Consider the following 16,447-nt stretch of genomic DNA (forward strand, 5'->3'; position numbering starts at 1 on the left):
TCTGGTACGCGGCGGCAGCCGGCGTGATCTCCGGATCGAGGCCGCTCGCCGACGCCGTCACGAGGTCGACCGGCACGGGCTTCGACATGTCGGTGCCCGCGTCGCGCAGCGCGGCGATGCGCCCTTTCACCTGGTCGGCGAGCGACGGGTTCAGCGGGCCGAGGTTCGAGCCGCCGGAGCCGGACGCGTTGTACGGCATCGGCGAGGTCGCCGACAGCCGGCCCCAGAAGTACTTCGGCGCATCGAACGGCTGGCCGATCAGCGCGGAGCCGACCGCCTTGCCGTCCTTCTCGATCAGGCTGCCGTTCGCCTGCGACGGGAACACGGCCTGGCCGAACACGGTCATCACGGCCGGGTAAGCGAGCCCCGTCACCGCGACAAGCACGACAAAGATCACGACGAGCGGACGAATCAACGTTTTCATGATGTTTCCTTCAAATACGGCCGGCTCAGGCCCAGCCGAGTGCAGCGAGCGTCATGTCGATCAGCTTGATGAACGGGAACGGGAGCAGCACGCCGCCGAGGCCGTACACCAGCAGGTTGCGGCGCAGGAGCGACGCGGCGCCGAGCGGCCGGTACGTGACGCCCTTCAGCGCGAGCGGAATCAGCGCGACGATGATCAGCGCGTTGAAGATCACCGCCGACAGGATCGCGGACGCCGGCGACGTCAGGTGCATGATGTCGAGCACGCGCAGCTGCGGGTACGTCGTCACGAACGCGGCCGGGATGATCGCGAAATACTTCGCGATGTCGTTCGCGATCGAGAACGTCGTCAGCGATCCGCGCGTCATCAGCATCTGCTTGCCGATCTCGACGATCTCGATCAGCTTCGTCGGGTTCGAGTCGAGGTCGACCATGTTGCCGGCTTCCTTCGCCGCCTGCGTGCCGGTGTTCATCGCCACGGCGACGTCGGCCTGCGCGAGCGCCGGCGCGTCGTTGGTGCCGTCGCCCGTCATCGCGACGAGGCGGCCTGCCGCCTGGTGTTCGCGGATCGTCGCGAGCTTGGTTTCCGGCGTCGCTTCCGCGAGGAAATCGTCGACGCCCGCTTCCGCCGCGATCGCCGCGGCCGTCAGCCGGTTGTCGCCCGTCACCATCACGGTCTTGATGCCCATCTTGCGCAGTTCCGCGAAGCGCTCCTTGATGCCGCCCTTCACGATGTCCTTCAGCTCGATCACGCCGAGCACGCGGGCCGCGCCGTCATGCAGGTCGGCCACGACGAGCGGCGTGCTGCCGCGGCGCGCGACTTCATCGACCGCGCGGCGCACTTCCTCCGGGAAGCGGCTGCCGTGCGACTCGACGTAGTTGCGGATCGCATCGGCCGCGCCCTTGCGGATCTCGCGGCCGGGCAGATCGACGCCGCTCATCCGCGTCTGCGCGGAGAAGCCGATGAACGTCGCGTGCAGTTGCCCCATGTCGCGCTGGCGAATATTGAAGCGCTCCTTCGCGAGCACGACGATGCTGCGGCCTTCCGGCGTTTCGTCGGCGAGCGACGACAGTTGCGCGGCATCGGCCAGCGCTTCCTCGGTCACGCCCGGCGCCGGCACGAACATCGATGCCTGGCGGTTGCCGAGCGTGATCGTGCCGGTCTTGTCGAGCAGCAGCACGTCGACGTCGCCGGCCGCTTCCACCGCGCGGCCCGACGTCGCGATCACGTTCGCCTGCATCATCCGGCTCATCCCGGCCACGCCGATCGCGGACAGGAGGCCGCCGATCGTCGTCGGGATCAGGCACACGAGCAGCGCGACGAGCGCGGTGATCGTCACCACGTGGCCGGCCTTCATCGCTTCGACCGAGAACATCGAGAACGGCAGCAGCGTCGCGGTCGCGAGCAGCATCACGATCGTCAGCGCGACGAGCAGGATCGTCAGCGCGATCTCGTTCGGCGTTTTCTTGCGCTTCGCGCCTTCGACCATCGCGATCATCCGGTCGAGGAACGCCTCGCCCGGGTTCGCGGTGACCTTGACGACGATCCAGTCGGACAGCACGCGCGTGCCGCCCGTCACCGACGAGAAGTCGCCGCCCGATTCGCGGATCACCGGCGCGGATTCGCCGGTGATCGCCGATTCGTCGACCGACGCGACACCGTCGACCACCTCGCCGTCGGCCGGGATCACGTCGCCCGCTTCGACGAGCACGACGTCGCCCTTGCGCAGCTCGGTCGCGGTCGTGATGCGGATCGGCGACTTCGGATGCGGCTCGTTGAGCTTCTTCGCCATCACGTCTTTCTTCGCGCTGCGCAGCGACGCGGCCTGCGCCTTCGAGCGCCCTTCGGCGAGCGCTTCGGCGAAGTTCGCGAACAGCACGGTGAACCACAGCCACAGCGCGATCGCGAGGATGAAGCCCGCGGGCGCCTCGGCCTGGCCGGCGAGCGCCGCGATCCACAGGATCGTGGTCAGGATGCTGCCGACGTACACGCAGAACATCACCGGATTGCGGAACTGCGTGCGCGGCGTGAGTTTCTTGAACGAGTCCACGATCGCCGGGCGCAGCAGCGCCGGATCGAACATGGACCGTGTTGCGGAATGTTGAGTCATTGCGATCTCTTCAATCTCTTCAGTCTTTTCAAGGTGTCGCCAGGTGGGCGCGCATCACGCGCCCAGCCACATCATCAGGTGCTCGACGCCCGGGCCGAGCGCAAGCGCCGGCACGTAGGTCAGCGCGCCCACCAGCAGCACGGTGCCGAGCAGCAGCACGACGAACAGCGGACCGTGCGTCGGCAGCGTGCCGCTCGTCACCGCGATGCGCTTCTTCGCGGCGAGCGAGCCGGCGATCGCCAGCACCGGCACGATCGTGCCGAAGCGGCCGAACCACATCGCGATCGCGGTCATCCAGTTGTAGAACGGCGTGCCGACCGTCAGGCCCGCGAACGCGCTGCCGTTGTTGTTGGCGGCCGAGCTGAACGCGTACAGGATTTCCGAGAAGCCGTGCGGCCCCGGGTTCGCGATGCCGGCCTTGCCTGCGTCGGCAAGCACGGCGATCGACGTGCCGACCAGCACCAGCAGCGGCGTGAGCAGCACGACGATCGACACCATCTTCATCTCGTACGCCTCGATCTTCTTGCCGACGTATTCCGGCGTGCGGCCGATCATCAGGCCGGCGACGAACACCGCGAGCAGCGCGAACACGAGCATCCCGTAGAGACCCGAGCCGACCCCGCCGTAGATCACTTCACCCAGCTGCATCAGCAGCATCGGCACGAGGCCGCCGAGCGGCGTCAGCGAATCGTGCATCGTGTCGACGGCGCCGCACGACGCGGCCGTCGTCGCGACCGTGAAGATGCCGGTCTGCGCGATGCCGAAGCGGGTTTCCTTGCCTTCCATGTTGCCGCCCGGCTGCAGCGCGCTCGTCGACTGGTCGACGTGCAGCGCGGCGAGCGTCGGGTTACCGCCCTGCTCGGCGCTCACCTCGACGCCGATCGCGAGCACGAACGCCACCGTCATCGCCGCGAGCACGGCGATACCCTGCCGGCGGTCGCCGATCACGCGGCCGAACACGAGACACAGCGCGGCCGGGATGATCAGGATCGAGAAGATCTGCAGGAAGTTCGCGAACGGCGTCGGGTTCTCGTACGGGTGCGCGGAGTTCGCGTTGAAGAAGCCGCCACCGTTGGTGCCGAGCATCTTGATCGCTTCCTGCGACGCGACCGGGCCCATCGCGAGCGTCTGCTTCGTGAGCGGGGTCGGCACCGTGACCGCGTTGCCCTTGTCGTCCTTCACCGGATTGCCCTGCGCGTCGAGCTTCGGCGCGGCGTAGGTGCTTGCCTGCAGCACCGGCACGTCCTGGTACGACTTCATGTTCTGGATCACGCCCTGGCTCATCAGCAGCCCGGCGATGATCATCGACATCGGCACGAGCACGTACATCGTCACGCGCGTGAGGTCGACCCAGAAGTTGCCGATCGTCTGCGCGGTATGACGTGCGAAGCCGCGGATCAGCGCGATCACGACGACGATGCCGGTTGCCGCCGACAGGAAGTTCTGCACGGTGAGGCCGAGCATCTGCGTCAGGTAGCTGACGGTCTGCTCGGGCGTGTAGTCCTGCCAGTTCGTGTTGGTGACGAAGCTGACGGCCGTGTTGAACGCACCGTCGACCGTCATCGCGCCGAACTGCTGCGGGTTGCCGGGCAGGAAGCCCTGCAGGCGCAGCAGGCCGTAGAGGAACAGCGCACCGAGTGCGTTGAACGCGATCGTCGCGACCGCGTACTGCTTCCAGTTCATTTCGCTGCCGGCGTCGACGCCGGCGATGCGGTACAGCGCGCGCTCGAGCGGCCCGAACACGCGCACGACACGCGAGCTGCCGTCCATCACCGCCGACAGGTAGCGCGCGACCGGAACGGCCGCCGCCAGCAGCACGACGATGAAGAGCCCCGTCTGAAAGAGATTGTTCGCGTTCATTCGATGTCCTCCGCGCGCAGCAGCGCAAAGACGAGATACGCGAACAGCAGCGCCGTCGAGGCGCCTGCCAGCCAAAGCATCCAGGTCATGCTCGCCCCCCGCGACCGTACTGCACGAGCTTGTCGCAACCGGCAACCAAACCGAGGATCAGCGCGGTGAAGAGCACCAGTGCGCCGATGAAAACCCCATCCATTTTTCTGTTCTCCATCGTCGAAATCAGACGACTAGAACCTTATGGGAACGCACGTAAAGGACGGGTCAAAGGTATCGGGGCGCGTATAAAAAACGCGTAAACGTGGAATTCGGGGGAGGACGACAGGAACCGGAAGGCGGGACGGACGGCGCCGTGGCGCCGCCCGGACAAGCGCGTGCCGGCATGGCGCCGGCACGAGGAGGCAGGTCAGGGAACGAGGATCGTCGAGCCGGTGGTCTTGCGCGCTTCGAGATCTTCATGCGCGCGGCCGACTTCCGCGAGCGGATAGCGCTGGTTGATGCTCGTCTTCACCTTGCCCGACAGCAGCACGTCGAACAGCTCGGCGGCAGCGGATTCGAGATCGGCGCGCTTCGCGATGTACGAGAACAGCGTGGGGCGCGTAAAGAACAGCGAGCCGCGCGACGAGAATTCCTTCGAGTCGATCAGCGGCAGCGGGCCCGACGCATTGCCGAAGCTGACGAACAGCCCGAGCGGCGCGAGGCTGTCGAGCGAGCCGATGTAGGTGTCCTTGCCGATCGAGTCGTAGACGACCGGTACGCCCGCGCCGTTCGTGATTTCCTTCACGCGCTGCGTGAAGTTCTCGCGCGTGTAGACGATCGGATGGTCGCAGCCGTGCGCCTTCGCAAGCGCGGCTTTCTCGTCGGAGCCGACCGTGCCGATCACGGTCGCGCCGAGCGCCTTCGCCCACTGGCACACGAGCAGGCCGACGCCGCCGGCCGCCGCGTGGATCAGGATCGTGTCGCCGGCCTTCACCGGATACGTGCGGCGCAGCAGGTAGTGCGCGGTCAGGCCCTGCAGCATCACCGACGCCGCGTCGTCGTAGCTGATGCCGTCCGGCAGTTTCACGAGCCGCTCGGCCGGCATCACGCGTTCCTGCGCGTACGCGCCCGGCGGCTGCCCGACGTACGCGACGCGGTCGCCCGCCTTGAGCGTGGTCACGCCTTCGCCGACGGCCGTCACCTCGCCCGCCGCCTCCATCCCGAGCCCACCGGGCAGCGCTTGCGGGTAAAGGCCGGTGCGGAAATAGACGTCGATGTAGTTGAGGCCGACCGCGTGCTGCCGGATACGGACTTCACCCGCCTTCGGTTCGCCGACCTCGACATCGACCCACTTCATCACGTCCGGGCCGCCCGGCTGGTCGTATCGGATTGCTTTCGGCATCGTTTCGCTCCTCGTTTCTGATTCGGTCAGGGAAAAATCCGGGTCGCCGATACGCGGAGCCGGCCGATTCATCAGGGAACCGGCCGGCAGGCGCGCGTCGCGACGCACGATTCTCGCGCGCCGCGGCCAACCGTGCATGGCCCTGCCGCCAGCAGGGGCAATCAGGCGCGGACAGCGCCTAGCAAACGTCCTGCATGTTGCGCGCCAGATCGTCGAGCAGCATCCGAGCGGTGGCGACGTTGGTCGCGACCGGCACATCGTGCACGTCGCACGCGCGCACGAGCGCGGTGATGTCGGGGTCGTGCGGCTGTGCGGTCATCGGGTCGCGCAGGAACACGACGATGTCGATGCGGCCGTCGGCCAGTTCCGCACCGATCTGCAGATCGCCGCCGAGCGGCCCCGACAGCTTGCGCTCGACCTCGAGCCCGTGCGCGTCCGCGATGCGGCCGCCCGTCGTGCCGGTCGCCACCAGCCGGCATTGCGCGAGCGTCGCGCGGAATTCGCCCGCGAGCGCGACGATCTCGTCCTTCTTCGCGTCGTGCGCAATCAATGCGATGCGGGGTTTGCTCATCTCCAGATCCTTCGTTTCAGGTTGTTGTCGTGAAAGGCGGTGCGCGCGTCAGAACGTGCCCGGATACGAGCCGCCGTCGAGCAGCCAGTTCTGCCCGGTGATGTAGCCGGCATGCACGCTGCACAGGAACGCGCACGCCGCGCCGAATTCCGCACGGGTGCCGAGACGGCCGGCCGGGATGTCCTTCGTGCGCCGCGCGCGCATCTCGTCGACGCTCACGCCCTGCGCCTTCGCCGACGCGGCAAGCGTGGTCGCGATCCGGTCGGTGTCGAACAGGCCGGGCAGCAGGTTGTTGATCGTCACGCCCTGCCCCGCGACCTTGCGCGACAGCCCCGCGACGAAGCCGGTCAGCCCCGAGCGCGCGCCGTTCGACAGCGCGAGCACGTCGATCGGCGCCTTCACGGCCGAGCTCGTGATGTTGACGATCCGGCCGAAGCCGCGCGCGATCATCCCGTCGAGGGTCGCGCGGATCAGCTCGATCGGCGTCAGCATGTTCGATTCGAGCGCACGGATCCAGTCGTCGTGCGAGAAGTCGCGGAAATCGCCGGGCGGCGGGCCGCCGGCATTCGTCACGAGAATGTCCGGCTGCGGGCATGCGGCGAGCGCGGCCGCGCGCCCGTCCGGCGTCGTGATGTCGCAGGCGACCGCGGTCACCGACACGTTCGCGCCGGCGCGGATCTCCTCCGCGGTTTCCTCCAGCGTGTCGCGCGTACGCGCGACGATCACGAGGTTCACGCCCTCGGCGGCCAGCGCTTCCGCGCAGCCGCGACCGAGCCCCTTGCTGGCCGCGCACACGAGCGCGGTCTTTCCTTCGATGCCGAGATCCATCGTCGATTCCTTGGTGGCGACACGCGCCGGCTCGGCCCCGTCGCGCCGGCGCATGGACCCCGGGCGGGTCAGGCGGGCAATCGGGCGGGCGCGGGCGCGCGGATTGTCGTGAGACGTCGATATTATCCGGATCATGCGGCGCGCCTTGGTAAAATTGCGGACATAAGCGCGCGGCCGGCTTGCGCCCGCCCCCGCCCCCGATCCTCTTTTGCCGCCAAGGCGCCCCCGTCATGAAACAGGACAGCCGTTTCCCGAATCTCTTCATCACCGATCACCCGCTGATCCAGCACAAGCTCACGCACATGCGCGACAAGGACACGTCCACGCGCACGTTCCGCGAGCTGCTGCGCGAAATCACGCTGCTGATGGGCTACGAGATCACCCGCAACCTGCCGATCACGACCAAGCGGGTCGAAACCCCGCTCGTCGAGGTCGACGCGCCGGTGATCGCGGGCAAGAAACTGGCGATCGTGCCGGTACTGCGCGCAGGCATCGGGATGTCGGACGGCCTGCTCGACCTGGTTCCGTCCGCGCGCGTCGGCCACATCGGCGTGTACCGCGCCGACGACCACCGCCCGGTCGAATACCTGGTGCGCCTGCCGGACCTGGAAGACCGCATCTTCATCCTGTGCGACCCGATGGTCGCGACCGGCTACTCGGCCGTGCACGCGGTCGACGTGCTGAAGCGCCGCAACGTGCCGGCCGCGAACATCATGTTCGTCGCGCTGGTCGCCGCGCCGGAAGGCGTGCAGGTGTTCCAGGACGCGCACCCGGACGTGAAGCTGTTCGTCGCGTCGCTCGATTCGCACCTGAACGAACACGCGTACATCGTGCCGGGCCTCGGCGACGCGGGCGACCGCCTGTTCGGCACCAAGAACTGAGCACCAGGACGGCCGCGCGGCGCGCGGCCCGGCTCGCGGCGGCCTGCCTGGCCGTTCGGCCATGCGCGGCGGCCCCGATCCGGCGGTCGCCGCGTGATAAAATCTCGATCCACTCGACACGCGCGGCCCCGCGGCTTCATGCCCGCCGAAACGGCCGCCGATTCAACGACACATTGAAACAATCGCCCGCGCAGCGCGCCCGGGCACGGAGAAAGGTATGGCTGGTCATTCGAAATGGGCCAACATCAAGCATAAGAAGGCAGCGGCCGACGCGAAGCGCGGCAAGATCTGGACTCGCCTGATCAAGGAAATCCAGGTCGCGGCGCGCCTCGGCGGCGGCGACGTCAACTCGAATCCGCGCCTGCGTCTCGCGGTCGACAAGGCGGCCGACGCGAACATGCCGAAGGACAACGTCAAACGCGCGATCGATCGCGGCGTGGGCGGCGCGGATGGCGCGAACTACGAGGAAATCCGTTACGAAGGCTACGGCATCAGCGGCGCGGCGATCATCGTCGACACGCTGACCGACAACCGCACCCGCACGGTCGCGGAAGTCCGCCATGCATTCTCGAAGTTCGGCGGCAACATGGGCACCGACGGCTCGGTCGCGTTCATGTTCGATCACGTCGGCCAGTTCCTGTTCGCACCGGGCACGTCGGAAGACGCGCTGATGGAAGCCGCGCTCGAAGCCGGCGCGAACGACGTGAACACGAACGAAGACGGTTCGATCGAAGTGCTGTGCGACTGGCAGGCATTCTCGGCGGTGAAGGACGCGCTCGAAGCCGGCGGCTTCAAGGCCGAACTCGCCGAAGTGACGATGAAGCCGCAGAACGAAGTCGAATTCACCGGCGACGACGCGGCGAAGATGCAGAAGCTCCTGGACGCGCTCGAGAACCTCGACGACGTGCAGGACGTGTATACGAACGCCGTCATCGTCGAGGAATGATGTGCCGGCCGCCGTGCTCCTGTCGCGGCGGCGGCCCGACCGAATCCGCGGCCGGCGCGCCTGAGCGTGCCGGCCGCCCTGTTTTCTAGTCTGCGGGGAATCCCATGAAACTACTCGTCGTCGGTTCCGGCGGCCGCGAACATGCGCTGGCGTGGAAGCTCGCGCAGTCGCCGCGCGTCCAGATGGTCTACGTCGCGCCCGGCAATGGCGGCACGGCGCAGGACGAGCGTCTGAAGAACGTCGACATCACGGCGCTCGACGAACTCGCCGATTTCGCGGAACGCGAAGGCGTCGCGTTCACGCTCGTCGGGCCGGAAGCGCCGCTCGCGGCCGGTATCGTCAACCTGTTCCGCGCACGCGGCCTGAAGGTCTTCGGCCCGACCCGCGAAGCCGCGCAGCTCGAGAGCTCGAAGGATTTCGCGAAGGCGTTCATGAAGCGCCACGGCATCCCGACCGCCGAGTACGAAACGTTCTCCGACGTGGCCGCCGCGCACGCGTACATCGACGCGAAGGGTGCGCCGATCGTCGTGAAGGCCGACGGCCTCGCGGCCGGCAAGGGTGTCGTCGTCGCGATGACGCTGCAAGAAGCACACGAAGCCGTCGACATGATGCTGTCGGGCAACAAGCTCGGCGACGCCGGCGCGCGCGTCGTGATCGAGGAATTCCTCGATGGCGAGGAAGCGAGCTTCATCGTGATGGTCGACGGCAAGCACGCGCTGGCGCTGGCTTCCAGCCAGGACCACAAGCGCCTGCTCGACGAGGATCGCGGCCCGAACACCGGCGGCATGGGCGCGTATTCGCCCGCGCCGATCGTCACGCCGCAGATGCACGCACGCGTGATGCGCGAGATCATCATGCCGACCGTGCGCGGGATGGAGAAGGACGGCATCCGCTTCACGGGCTTCCTGTATGCGGGCCTGATGATCGACAAGGAAGGCAATCCGCGCACGCTCGAGTTCAACTGCCGGATGGGCGACCCGGAAACGCAGCCGATCATGGCGCGCCTGAAGAGCGACTTCTCGAAGGTCGTCGAGCAGGCGATCGCGGGCACGCTCGATACGGTCGAGCTCGACTGGGATCGCCGCACCGCGCTGGGCGTCGTGCTGGCCGCGCACGGTTATCCGGACGCGCCGCGCAAGGGTGACCGCATCAACGGGATCCCGGCCGAGACCGAACAGGCCGTCACGTTCCATGCCGGCACGACGCTCGACGGCGACAAGCTGACGACGTCCGGCGGCCGCGTGCTGTGCGTGGTCGGCCTCGCCGATTCGGTGCGCGAAGCGCAGCAGCATGCGTACGAGACGATCAACCAGATCAATTTCGAAGGCATGCAGTACCGCCGCGACATCGGCTTCCGCGCACTCAACCGCAAGAGCGCGTGACGTTGCAATTGCCGCCCCGCCTATAAGCGGCGGCGGCTCCTCTGCCGGGGTTCGATAGAATGCCCGGCAGATGCCTTTTTTACGGCCCCCGCTTCGGGCGAGGGCACCCAGTCCAGACATGACCGATTCGACCTACGACGTAGCGCGCGTGCGCACGTACCTCCAGGACCTGCAGACACGCATCGCCGACGCGCTCGGCGCGCTCGACGGCACGCCGCTCGCGACCGACGCATGGCAGCGCGGGCCGGCCGAACGCCTGCGCGGCGGCGGCTGCACGCGGATTCTCGAAGGCGGCCGCGTGTTCGAACGCGCGGGGATCGGCTTTTCCGACGTCGCGGGCGATGCGCTGCCGCCGTCGGCGAGCGCGGCACGCCCGCAGCTCGCGGGCCGCGGCTTCGAGGCGCTCGGCGTGTCGCTGGTGCTGCACCCGCGCAACCCGTACTGCCCGACCGTACACATGAACGTGCGGATGCTGATCGCGACGAAACCGGGCGAGGAGCCCGTGTTCTGGTTCGGCGGCGGCATGGACCTGACACCGGTTTACGGTTTCGAGGACGACGCACGGCATTTCCACCAGACCTGCAAGGATGCGCTCGACCCGTTCGGCGTCGAGCTCTACCCGCGTTTCAAGAAATGGTGCGACGAGTATTTCTTCCTGAAGCACCGCAACGAGATGCGCGGCATCGGCGGGATCTTCTTCGACGATTTCTCGGAGCCCGGTTTCGAACGCTCGTTTGACATGATGCAAAGCGTCGGCGACGCGTTCCTGCAGGCCTACCTGCCGATCGTCGAGCGGCGCGCCGAGCTGCCGTACGGCGAGCGCGAGCGCGACTTCCAGGCGTACCGCCGCGGCCGCTACGTCGAATTCAACCTCGTGTTCGACCGCGGCACGCTGTTCGGCCTGCAAAGCGGCGGCCGGACCGAGTCGATCCTGATGTCGATGCCGCCGGTCGCGAACTGGCGCTACAACTGGCAACCCGAACCGGGTTCGCCGGAAGCGCGCCTGTACAGCGACTTCATCGTGCCGCGCGACTGGATCTGACCCCTGCATCAAGAAAAGGACGCGTTTCTGGACACCACCGCCCGCCCCACCCCGCTGCCGCGTCGTATCGGCTTGCTGGGCGGCACTTTCGACCCGATCCACGACGGCCATCTCGCGCTCGCGCGCCGGTTCGCGGAGCTGCTCGGCCTGACCGAACTCGTGCTGCTGCCCGCCGGGCAGCCGTACCAGAAGCGTGACGTGTCGGCCGCCGAGCATCGGCTCGCGATGACGCGCGCGGCCGCCGGCTCGCTGTCCGTGCCGGGCGTGACCGTGACCGTCGCCACCGACGAGATCGAGCACGTCGGCCCGACTTACACGGTCGAGACGCTTGCGCGCTGGCGCGAGCGGATCGGCCCTGACGCGTCGCTGTCGCTGCTGATCGGCGCCGACCAGCTCGTGCGCCTCGACACGTGGCGCGACTGGCGCAAGCTGTTCGACTACGCGCACATCTGCGTGTCGACGCGCCCGGGTTTCGACCTCGGCGCGGCGCCACCGGACGTCGCGCAGGAAATCGCCGCGCGGCAGGCCGGCGCCGACGTGCTGAAGGCCACGTCGGCAGGCCACCTGCTGATCGATACGACCCTTTCGTTCGACATTGCCGCGACCGACATCCGCGCCCACCTGCGCGAATGCATCGCGCGCCATGCGCAAATGCCCGACGCATCGGCCGAGCATGTGCCGGCCGCCGTATGGGCCTATATTCTTCAACATCGCCTCTACCATTCCTGAATCCATGGATATTCGCAAACTGCAGCGCGTGATCGTCGACGCCCTCGAAGACGTCAAGGCGCAAGACATCAAGGTGTTCAACACCAGCCACCTGACCGAACTGTTCGACCGCGTGGTCGTCGCTTCGGGCACCTCCAACCGCCAGACCAAGGCGCTCGCGTCGAACGTGCGTGACAAGGTCAAGGAAGCCGGCGGCGACATCGTCAGCTCCGAAGGCGAAGACACTGGCGAATGGGTGCTCGTCGACTGCGGCGACGCGGTCGTGCACATCCTGCAACCGGCCCTGCGCCAGTACTACAACCTCGAGGAAATCTGGGGCGACAAGCCCGTGCGGATGAAGCTCGGCGGCGGCAAGGGGAACGGCTTCGCCCAGGCCAGCGAAGGCGAAGGCGACGACGAAGAAGAGGAAGCCGCGCCCGCACGCCCGGCGCGCAAGACGGCCGCCCGCCGTCGTTGAGCTTCGAGTCGTTACGCGTCTCCCGATGAAGCTTTTCATCCTTGCGGTCGGTCACAAGATGCCCGGCTGGATCGCATCCGGCTTCGACGAATACACGAAGCGGATGCCGCCCGAGCTGCGCATCGAGTTGCGCGAGATCAAGCCCGAACTGCGTTCGGGCGGCCGTAGCGCCGAAAGCGTGATGGCAGCCGAGCGGCAGAAGATCGAGGCCGCGTTGCCGAAGGGCGCGCGCCTCGTCGCGCTCGACGAGCGCGGCCGCGACTGGACCACGATGCAGCTCGCGCAGGCGCTGCCCGGCTGGCAGCAGGACGGCCGCGACGTCGCGTTCGTGATCGGCGGTGCCGACGGGCTCGATCCGGAACTGAAAGCGCGTGCCGACACGCTGCTGCGCATCTCGAGCATGACGCTGCCGCACGGGATGGTGCGCGTGCTGCTCGCCGAACAGCTTTACCGGGCGTGGAGCATCACGCAGAATCACCCCTACCATCGCGCATGACGTGTCGTCCTCGAGACGCGCGCCACGCGCGCACACCGAGATAACGACACCATGCCGTCCAGCACGCCCCCCGCGCTTTTCCCGACCCTTTACCTCGCTTCGCAAAGCCCGCGCCGCCAGGAGCTGCTGCAGCAGATCGGCGTACGCTTCGAGCTGCTGCTGCCACGCCCCGACGAGGATGCCGAGGCGCTTGAGGCCGAGCTGCCCGGCGAAGCCGCCGATGCCTACGTGCGGCGCGTGACCATCGCGAAGGCGGAGGCTGCGCGCTCGCGCCTCGTCGCGAGCGGCAAGCCGGCCTCGCCGGTGCTGGTCGCCGATACGACCGTCACGATCGACGGCGCGATCCTCGGCAAGCCGTCCGACGCCGACGACGCGCTCGCGATGCTGACGCGCCTCGCAGGCCGCGAGCACGCGGTGCTGACCGCCGTCGCCGTGATCGACGCCGACGGGGAACTGCTGCCACCGGCGCTGTCGCGCTCGTCGGTGCGCTTCGCGCCCGCGTCGCGCGACGCGTATGCACGCTACGTCGAATCGGGCGAACCGTTCGGCAAGGCCGGCGCGTACGCGATCCAGGGGCGCGCGGCCGAATTCATCGAGCGAATCGACGGTTCCCATTCAGGTATCATGGGTCTGCCCCTTTTTGAGACTGCCGCGCTGCTACGCGCCGCGCGCGTCGCCTTCTGAACCCACCATGAACGAAGAAATCCTGATTAACCTCACGCCGCAGGAAACGCGGGTCGCACTCGTCCAGCAAGGCGCGGTGCAGGAGCTTCACGTCGAGCGCACGCTGTCGCGCGGGCGGGTCGGCAACATCTATCTCGGCAAGGTCGTGCGCGTGCTGCCCGGCATGCAGTCGGCATTCATCGACATCGGCCTCGAACGCGCGGCGTTCCTGCACGTCGCCGACATCTGGCATCCGCGCCTCGCAGGCGAGCCGCAATCGGGCGCGCCGCATCAGCCGATCGAGAAGATCGTGTTCGAAGGTCAGACGCTGATGGTCCAGGTGATCAAGGACCCGATCGGCACGAAGGGCGCGCGTTTGTCGACGCAGGTCAGCATCGCGGGCCGCACGCTCGTCTACCTGCCGCAGGAGCCGCATATCGGCATCTCGCAGAAGATCGAGAGCGAGGCCGAACGCGAGGCCGTGCGCGCGCGCCTGACGGCCGTGATCCCGGCGGACGAGAAAGGCGGCTACATCGTGCGGACCATCGCCGAGGATGCGACCTCCGACGAACTCGCCGGCGACGTCACGTACCTGCGCAAGACGTGGGCGACGATCGTCGCTCAGGCGCAGCGGCTGCCGGCGACGAGCCTGCTTTACCAGGATCTCGATCTCGCGCAGCGCGTGCTGCGCGATTTCGCGAACGACGACACGACGCGCATCCAGGTCGATTCGCGCGAGACGTACCAGCGCCTCTCGGAATTCGCGGGCGAGTTCACGCCGGCCGTGAGCCCGAAGCTGCACCACTACACGGGCGAGCGGCCGCTGTTCGACCTGTACAACATCGAGACGGAGATCCAGCGCGCGCTGTCGCGCCGCGTCGACCTGAAGTCGGGCGGTTACCTGATGATCGACCAGACCGAAGCGATGACGACGATCGACGTGAACACCGGCGGCTACGTCGGCGCACGCAACTTCGACGACACGATCTTCAAGACCAACCTCGAGGCCGCGCATACGATCGCGCGGCAGCTGCGGCTGCGCAACCTCGGCGGGATCATCATCATCGACTTCATCGACATGGAGAACGCCGAGCATCGCGACGCGGTGCTGTCCGAGCTGAAGAAGGCGCTGTCGCGCGACCGCACGCGCGTGACGGTCAACGGCTTCTCGCAGCTCGGGCTCGTCGAGATGACGCGCAAGCGCACGCGCGAATCGCTCGCGCACGTGCTGTGCGAGCCGTGCCCGACCTGCCAGGGCAAGGGCCAGGTGAAGACGTCGCGCACCGTGTGCTACGACATCCTGCGCGAAATCCTGCGCGAGTCGCGGCAGTTCAACCCGCGCGAATTCCGCGTGATCGCCGCGCAACAGGTGATCGACCTGTTCCTCGACGAGGAATCGCAGCATCTCGCGATGCTGATCGACTTCATCGGCAAGCCGGTGTCGCTGCAGGTCGAATCGAACCTGAGCCAGGAGCAGTACGATATCGTGCTGATGTAACGTTCGGTCCATCCGCCGCCGGCATCGCCCGCCGCGCGGCGCTTCGATGCGGCGCCCGGGCCGCCCGCGCATGTCGCGCCGGCACCCGCCGCCGCCCTTTCACCCTACCCTTTTCGCATTCACCACACACCATGAGCCAAGGCCACAACCGCCGCCAGCGCAAGAAACTCCACATCGGCGAATTCCAGGAACTCGCGTTCAACGCCACCGCGCATTACCGCAATGAAATGACCGACCTCGAGCGCGGCGAACTGATCGACGCGTTCATCGACTTCGTCGAAGCGAACGGGCTGCTGACCGTCGCATCGGCGGACGAAGGCATCGGCGCTTACGTGATTTCCGGCGCGCCCCGCGGCACGACGACCGACGCCGATCGCGAACTCGTGCGCGGCTGGCTGGCCGCACGGCCGGAACTGACCGACGTCAAGGTCAGCGAATTCACCGACGCGTGGTACCCGGAAGCCTGAGTTTCAGGTTTCATCGCCCTCGCGCAGCGCCCGCGCCTGCCCGCCACCACGGCGGGTGAGGCCGGCGCCGCCCTGCTCCCTTCGCACCTCCTCCCCTTCTGCCACCGCGCGACACCCGCGCCACCGGCACCGACGCACGCGATTCGCGCCGCGTCGACGGTGATTACCCCGATTTCGGCAGTGAATCGGACGCTTACTTCAATTTAACGTTGATTAAAAGACGTCCCACGCCGGCGGACCTACTCTGATCGCCAGGAATCCGGTGTTTTCCGGCGCGATCGGCAAGCAATGCGAAAGAATGCAAACCGCTCGCCCGACAGGTGTTCCGGATTCCGGTACGGGCGAAAACGCGACACGGCGACAGGTCAATCAGGGAGACAACCAACGATGCTCCAGCCGCTTTCCGATCGCAGCGACACATTGACGCACGCGAAGGCCGCCTGACCCTACTCTCCAATGAATACGAGGACGACATGGATACGCCGACCACCCATCAGGCAGGACTCCGAATGATCATGATCGCCGCTGGCGTCGCAGCGCTGGTATCGCTGTCCGCGTGCGGCGGCTCCGGCTCGCTGAGCCAGGGCACCGGCGCAGGATCGGGTTCGGGCGACACGACGGCCACGACCGGCGGCACGGGCAGCGGCTCCGGCGGCACGCAGGCCAATTCGGTCGGCCAGACGACCGCGGCATCGAGCAACGTCGTGACGGCCGCGGG

17 protein-coding genes and 1 pseudogene are annotated in these 16,447 nt (G+C 67.4%); 11 read left to right on the top strand and 7 right to left on the bottom strand.

Annotated elements, in window-relative coordinates:
* The 7 genes from kdpC to G3N99_RS19280 all read right to left on the bottom strand — a co-directional run.
* Positions 1–424, bottom strand: a 424-nt coding sequence (gene kdpC / locus G3N99_RS19250) for a potassium-transporting ATPase subunit KdpC (protein ID WP_206123204.1), incomplete at its 3' end; no start/stop codon positions are given.
* Positions 425–449: 25 nt separating this feature from the next.
* Positions 450–2,534: a potassium-transporting ATPase subunit KdpB gene (gene kdpB, locus G3N99_RS19255; protein ID WP_206123205.1), complete on the bottom strand. Its 2,085-nt coding sequence runs from the start codon at positions 2,532–2,534 to the stop codon at positions 450–452.
* A gap of 54 nt (positions 2,535–2,588) precedes the next feature.
* Entirely contained in the window at positions 2,589–4,394 is a 1,806-nt protein-coding gene (gene kdpA / locus G3N99_RS19260) for a potassium-transporting ATPase subunit KdpA (RefSeq protein ID WP_174942839.1), read from the bottom strand.
* Positions 4,391–4,483, bottom strand: a complete 93-nt coding sequence (gene kdpF / locus G3N99_RS19265; RefSeq protein WP_006752209.1) for a K(+)-transporting ATPase subunit F — start codon at positions 4,481–4,483, stop codon at positions 4,391–4,393. The genes kdpA and kdpF overlap by 4 nt, the downstream gene beginning before the upstream one ends.
* Before the next feature lie 311 nt (positions 4,484–4,794).
* Complete coding sequence (locus G3N99_RS19270) at positions 4,795–5,769, bottom strand: quinone oxidoreductase (RefSeq protein ID WP_206123206.1); 975 nt, start codon at positions 5,767–5,769, stop codon at positions 4,795–4,797.
* 178 nt (positions 5,770–5,947) lie between these two features.
* A complete protein-coding gene (locus tag G3N99_RS19275; RefSeq protein WP_011352738.1) occupies positions 5,948–6,340 on the bottom strand; it encodes a methylglyoxal synthase in 393 nt (130 codons plus the stop codon).
* Positions 6,341–6,388: 48 nt separating this feature from the next.
* Positions 6,389–7,168, bottom strand: a complete 780-nt coding sequence (locus tag G3N99_RS19280) for an SDR family oxidoreductase (RefSeq protein WP_174942682.1) — start codon at positions 7,166–7,168, stop codon at positions 6,389–6,391.
* Positions 7,169–7,398: 230 nt separating this feature from the next.
* On the opposite strand from G3N99_RS19280, the gene upp reads away from it, so the two are divergent.
* The 11 genes and pseudogenes from upp to G3N99_RS19335 all read left to right on the top strand — a co-directional run.
* Complete coding sequence (upp, locus tag G3N99_RS19285; protein WP_011352740.1) at positions 7,399–8,049, top strand: uracil phosphoribosyltransferase; 651 nt, start codon at positions 7,399–7,401, stop codon at positions 8,047–8,049.
* Between the two features lie 217 nt (positions 8,050–8,266).
* Positions 8,267–8,995 carry a YebC/PmpR family DNA-binding transcriptional regulator gene (locus tag G3N99_RS19290; protein ID WP_174942685.1) on the top strand — a complete coding sequence of 243 codons (729 nt, stop codon included), beginning with the start codon at positions 8,267–8,269 and terminating at the stop codon, positions 8,993–8,995.
* Between the two features lie 104 nt (positions 8,996–9,099).
* The gene (gene purD, locus G3N99_RS19295; protein ID WP_206123207.1) at positions 9,100–10,377 is read left to right on the top strand and encodes a phosphoribosylamine--glycine ligase; all 1,278 of its coding nucleotides are present in this window, start codon (positions 9,100–9,102) and stop codon (positions 10,375–10,377) included.
* Positions 10,378–10,495: 118 nt separating this feature from the next.
* Positions 10,496–11,419: an oxygen-dependent coproporphyrinogen oxidase gene (hemF, locus tag G3N99_RS19300; RefSeq protein WP_011352743.1), complete on the top strand. Its 924-nt coding sequence runs from the start codon at positions 10,496–10,498 to the stop codon at positions 11,417–11,419.
* Positions 11,420–11,422: 3 nt separating this feature from the next.
* On the top strand, positions 11,423–12,148 hold the full coding sequence (locus G3N99_RS19305; protein ID WP_174987913.1) for a nicotinate-nucleotide adenylyltransferase: 726 nt from the start codon (positions 11,423–11,425) through the stop codon (positions 12,146–12,148).
* Positions 12,149–12,152: 4 nt separating this feature from the next.
* A complete protein-coding gene (rsfS, locus tag G3N99_RS19310; protein ID WP_206123208.1) occupies positions 12,153–12,605 on the top strand; it encodes a ribosome silencing factor in 453 nt (150 codons plus the stop codon).
* 25 nt (positions 12,606–12,630) lie between these two features.
* The gene (gene rlmH / locus G3N99_RS19315; protein ID WP_011352746.1) at positions 12,631–13,101 is read left to right on the top strand and encodes a 23S rRNA (pseudouridine(1915)-N(3))-methyltransferase RlmH; all 471 of its coding nucleotides are present in this window, start codon (positions 12,631–12,633) and stop codon (positions 13,099–13,101) included.
* Between the two features lie 51 nt (positions 13,102–13,152).
* Positions 13,153–13,785: a Maf family protein gene (locus G3N99_RS19320; RefSeq protein ID WP_174942706.1), complete on the top strand. Its 633-nt coding sequence runs from the start codon at positions 13,153–13,155 to the stop codon at positions 13,783–13,785.
* A gap of 7 nt (positions 13,786–13,792) precedes the next feature.
* Complete coding sequence (rng, locus tag G3N99_RS19325; RefSeq protein ID WP_043188949.1) at positions 13,793–15,262, top strand: ribonuclease G; 1,470 nt, start codon at positions 13,793–13,795, stop codon at positions 15,260–15,262.
* A 131-nt stretch (positions 15,263–15,393) separates the two neighbouring features.
* Positions 15,394–15,729, top strand: coding sequence for a 50S ribosome-binding protein YggL (locus G3N99_RS19330; protein ID WP_041492911.1), 336 nt, complete (start codon positions 15,394–15,396; stop codon positions 15,727–15,729).
* Positions 15,730–16,202: 473 nt separating this feature from the next.
* Positions 16,203–16,447: pseudogene (locus G3N99_RS19335) on the top strand (collagen-like triple helix repeat-containing lipoprotein); the annotation flags it as partial.

The organism is Burkholderia sp. Ac-20392 (assembly GCF_017104585.1).
GTDB classification, from domain to species: domain Bacteria; phylum Pseudomonadota; class Gammaproteobacteria; order Burkholderiales; family Burkholderiaceae; genus Burkholderia; species Burkholderia lata.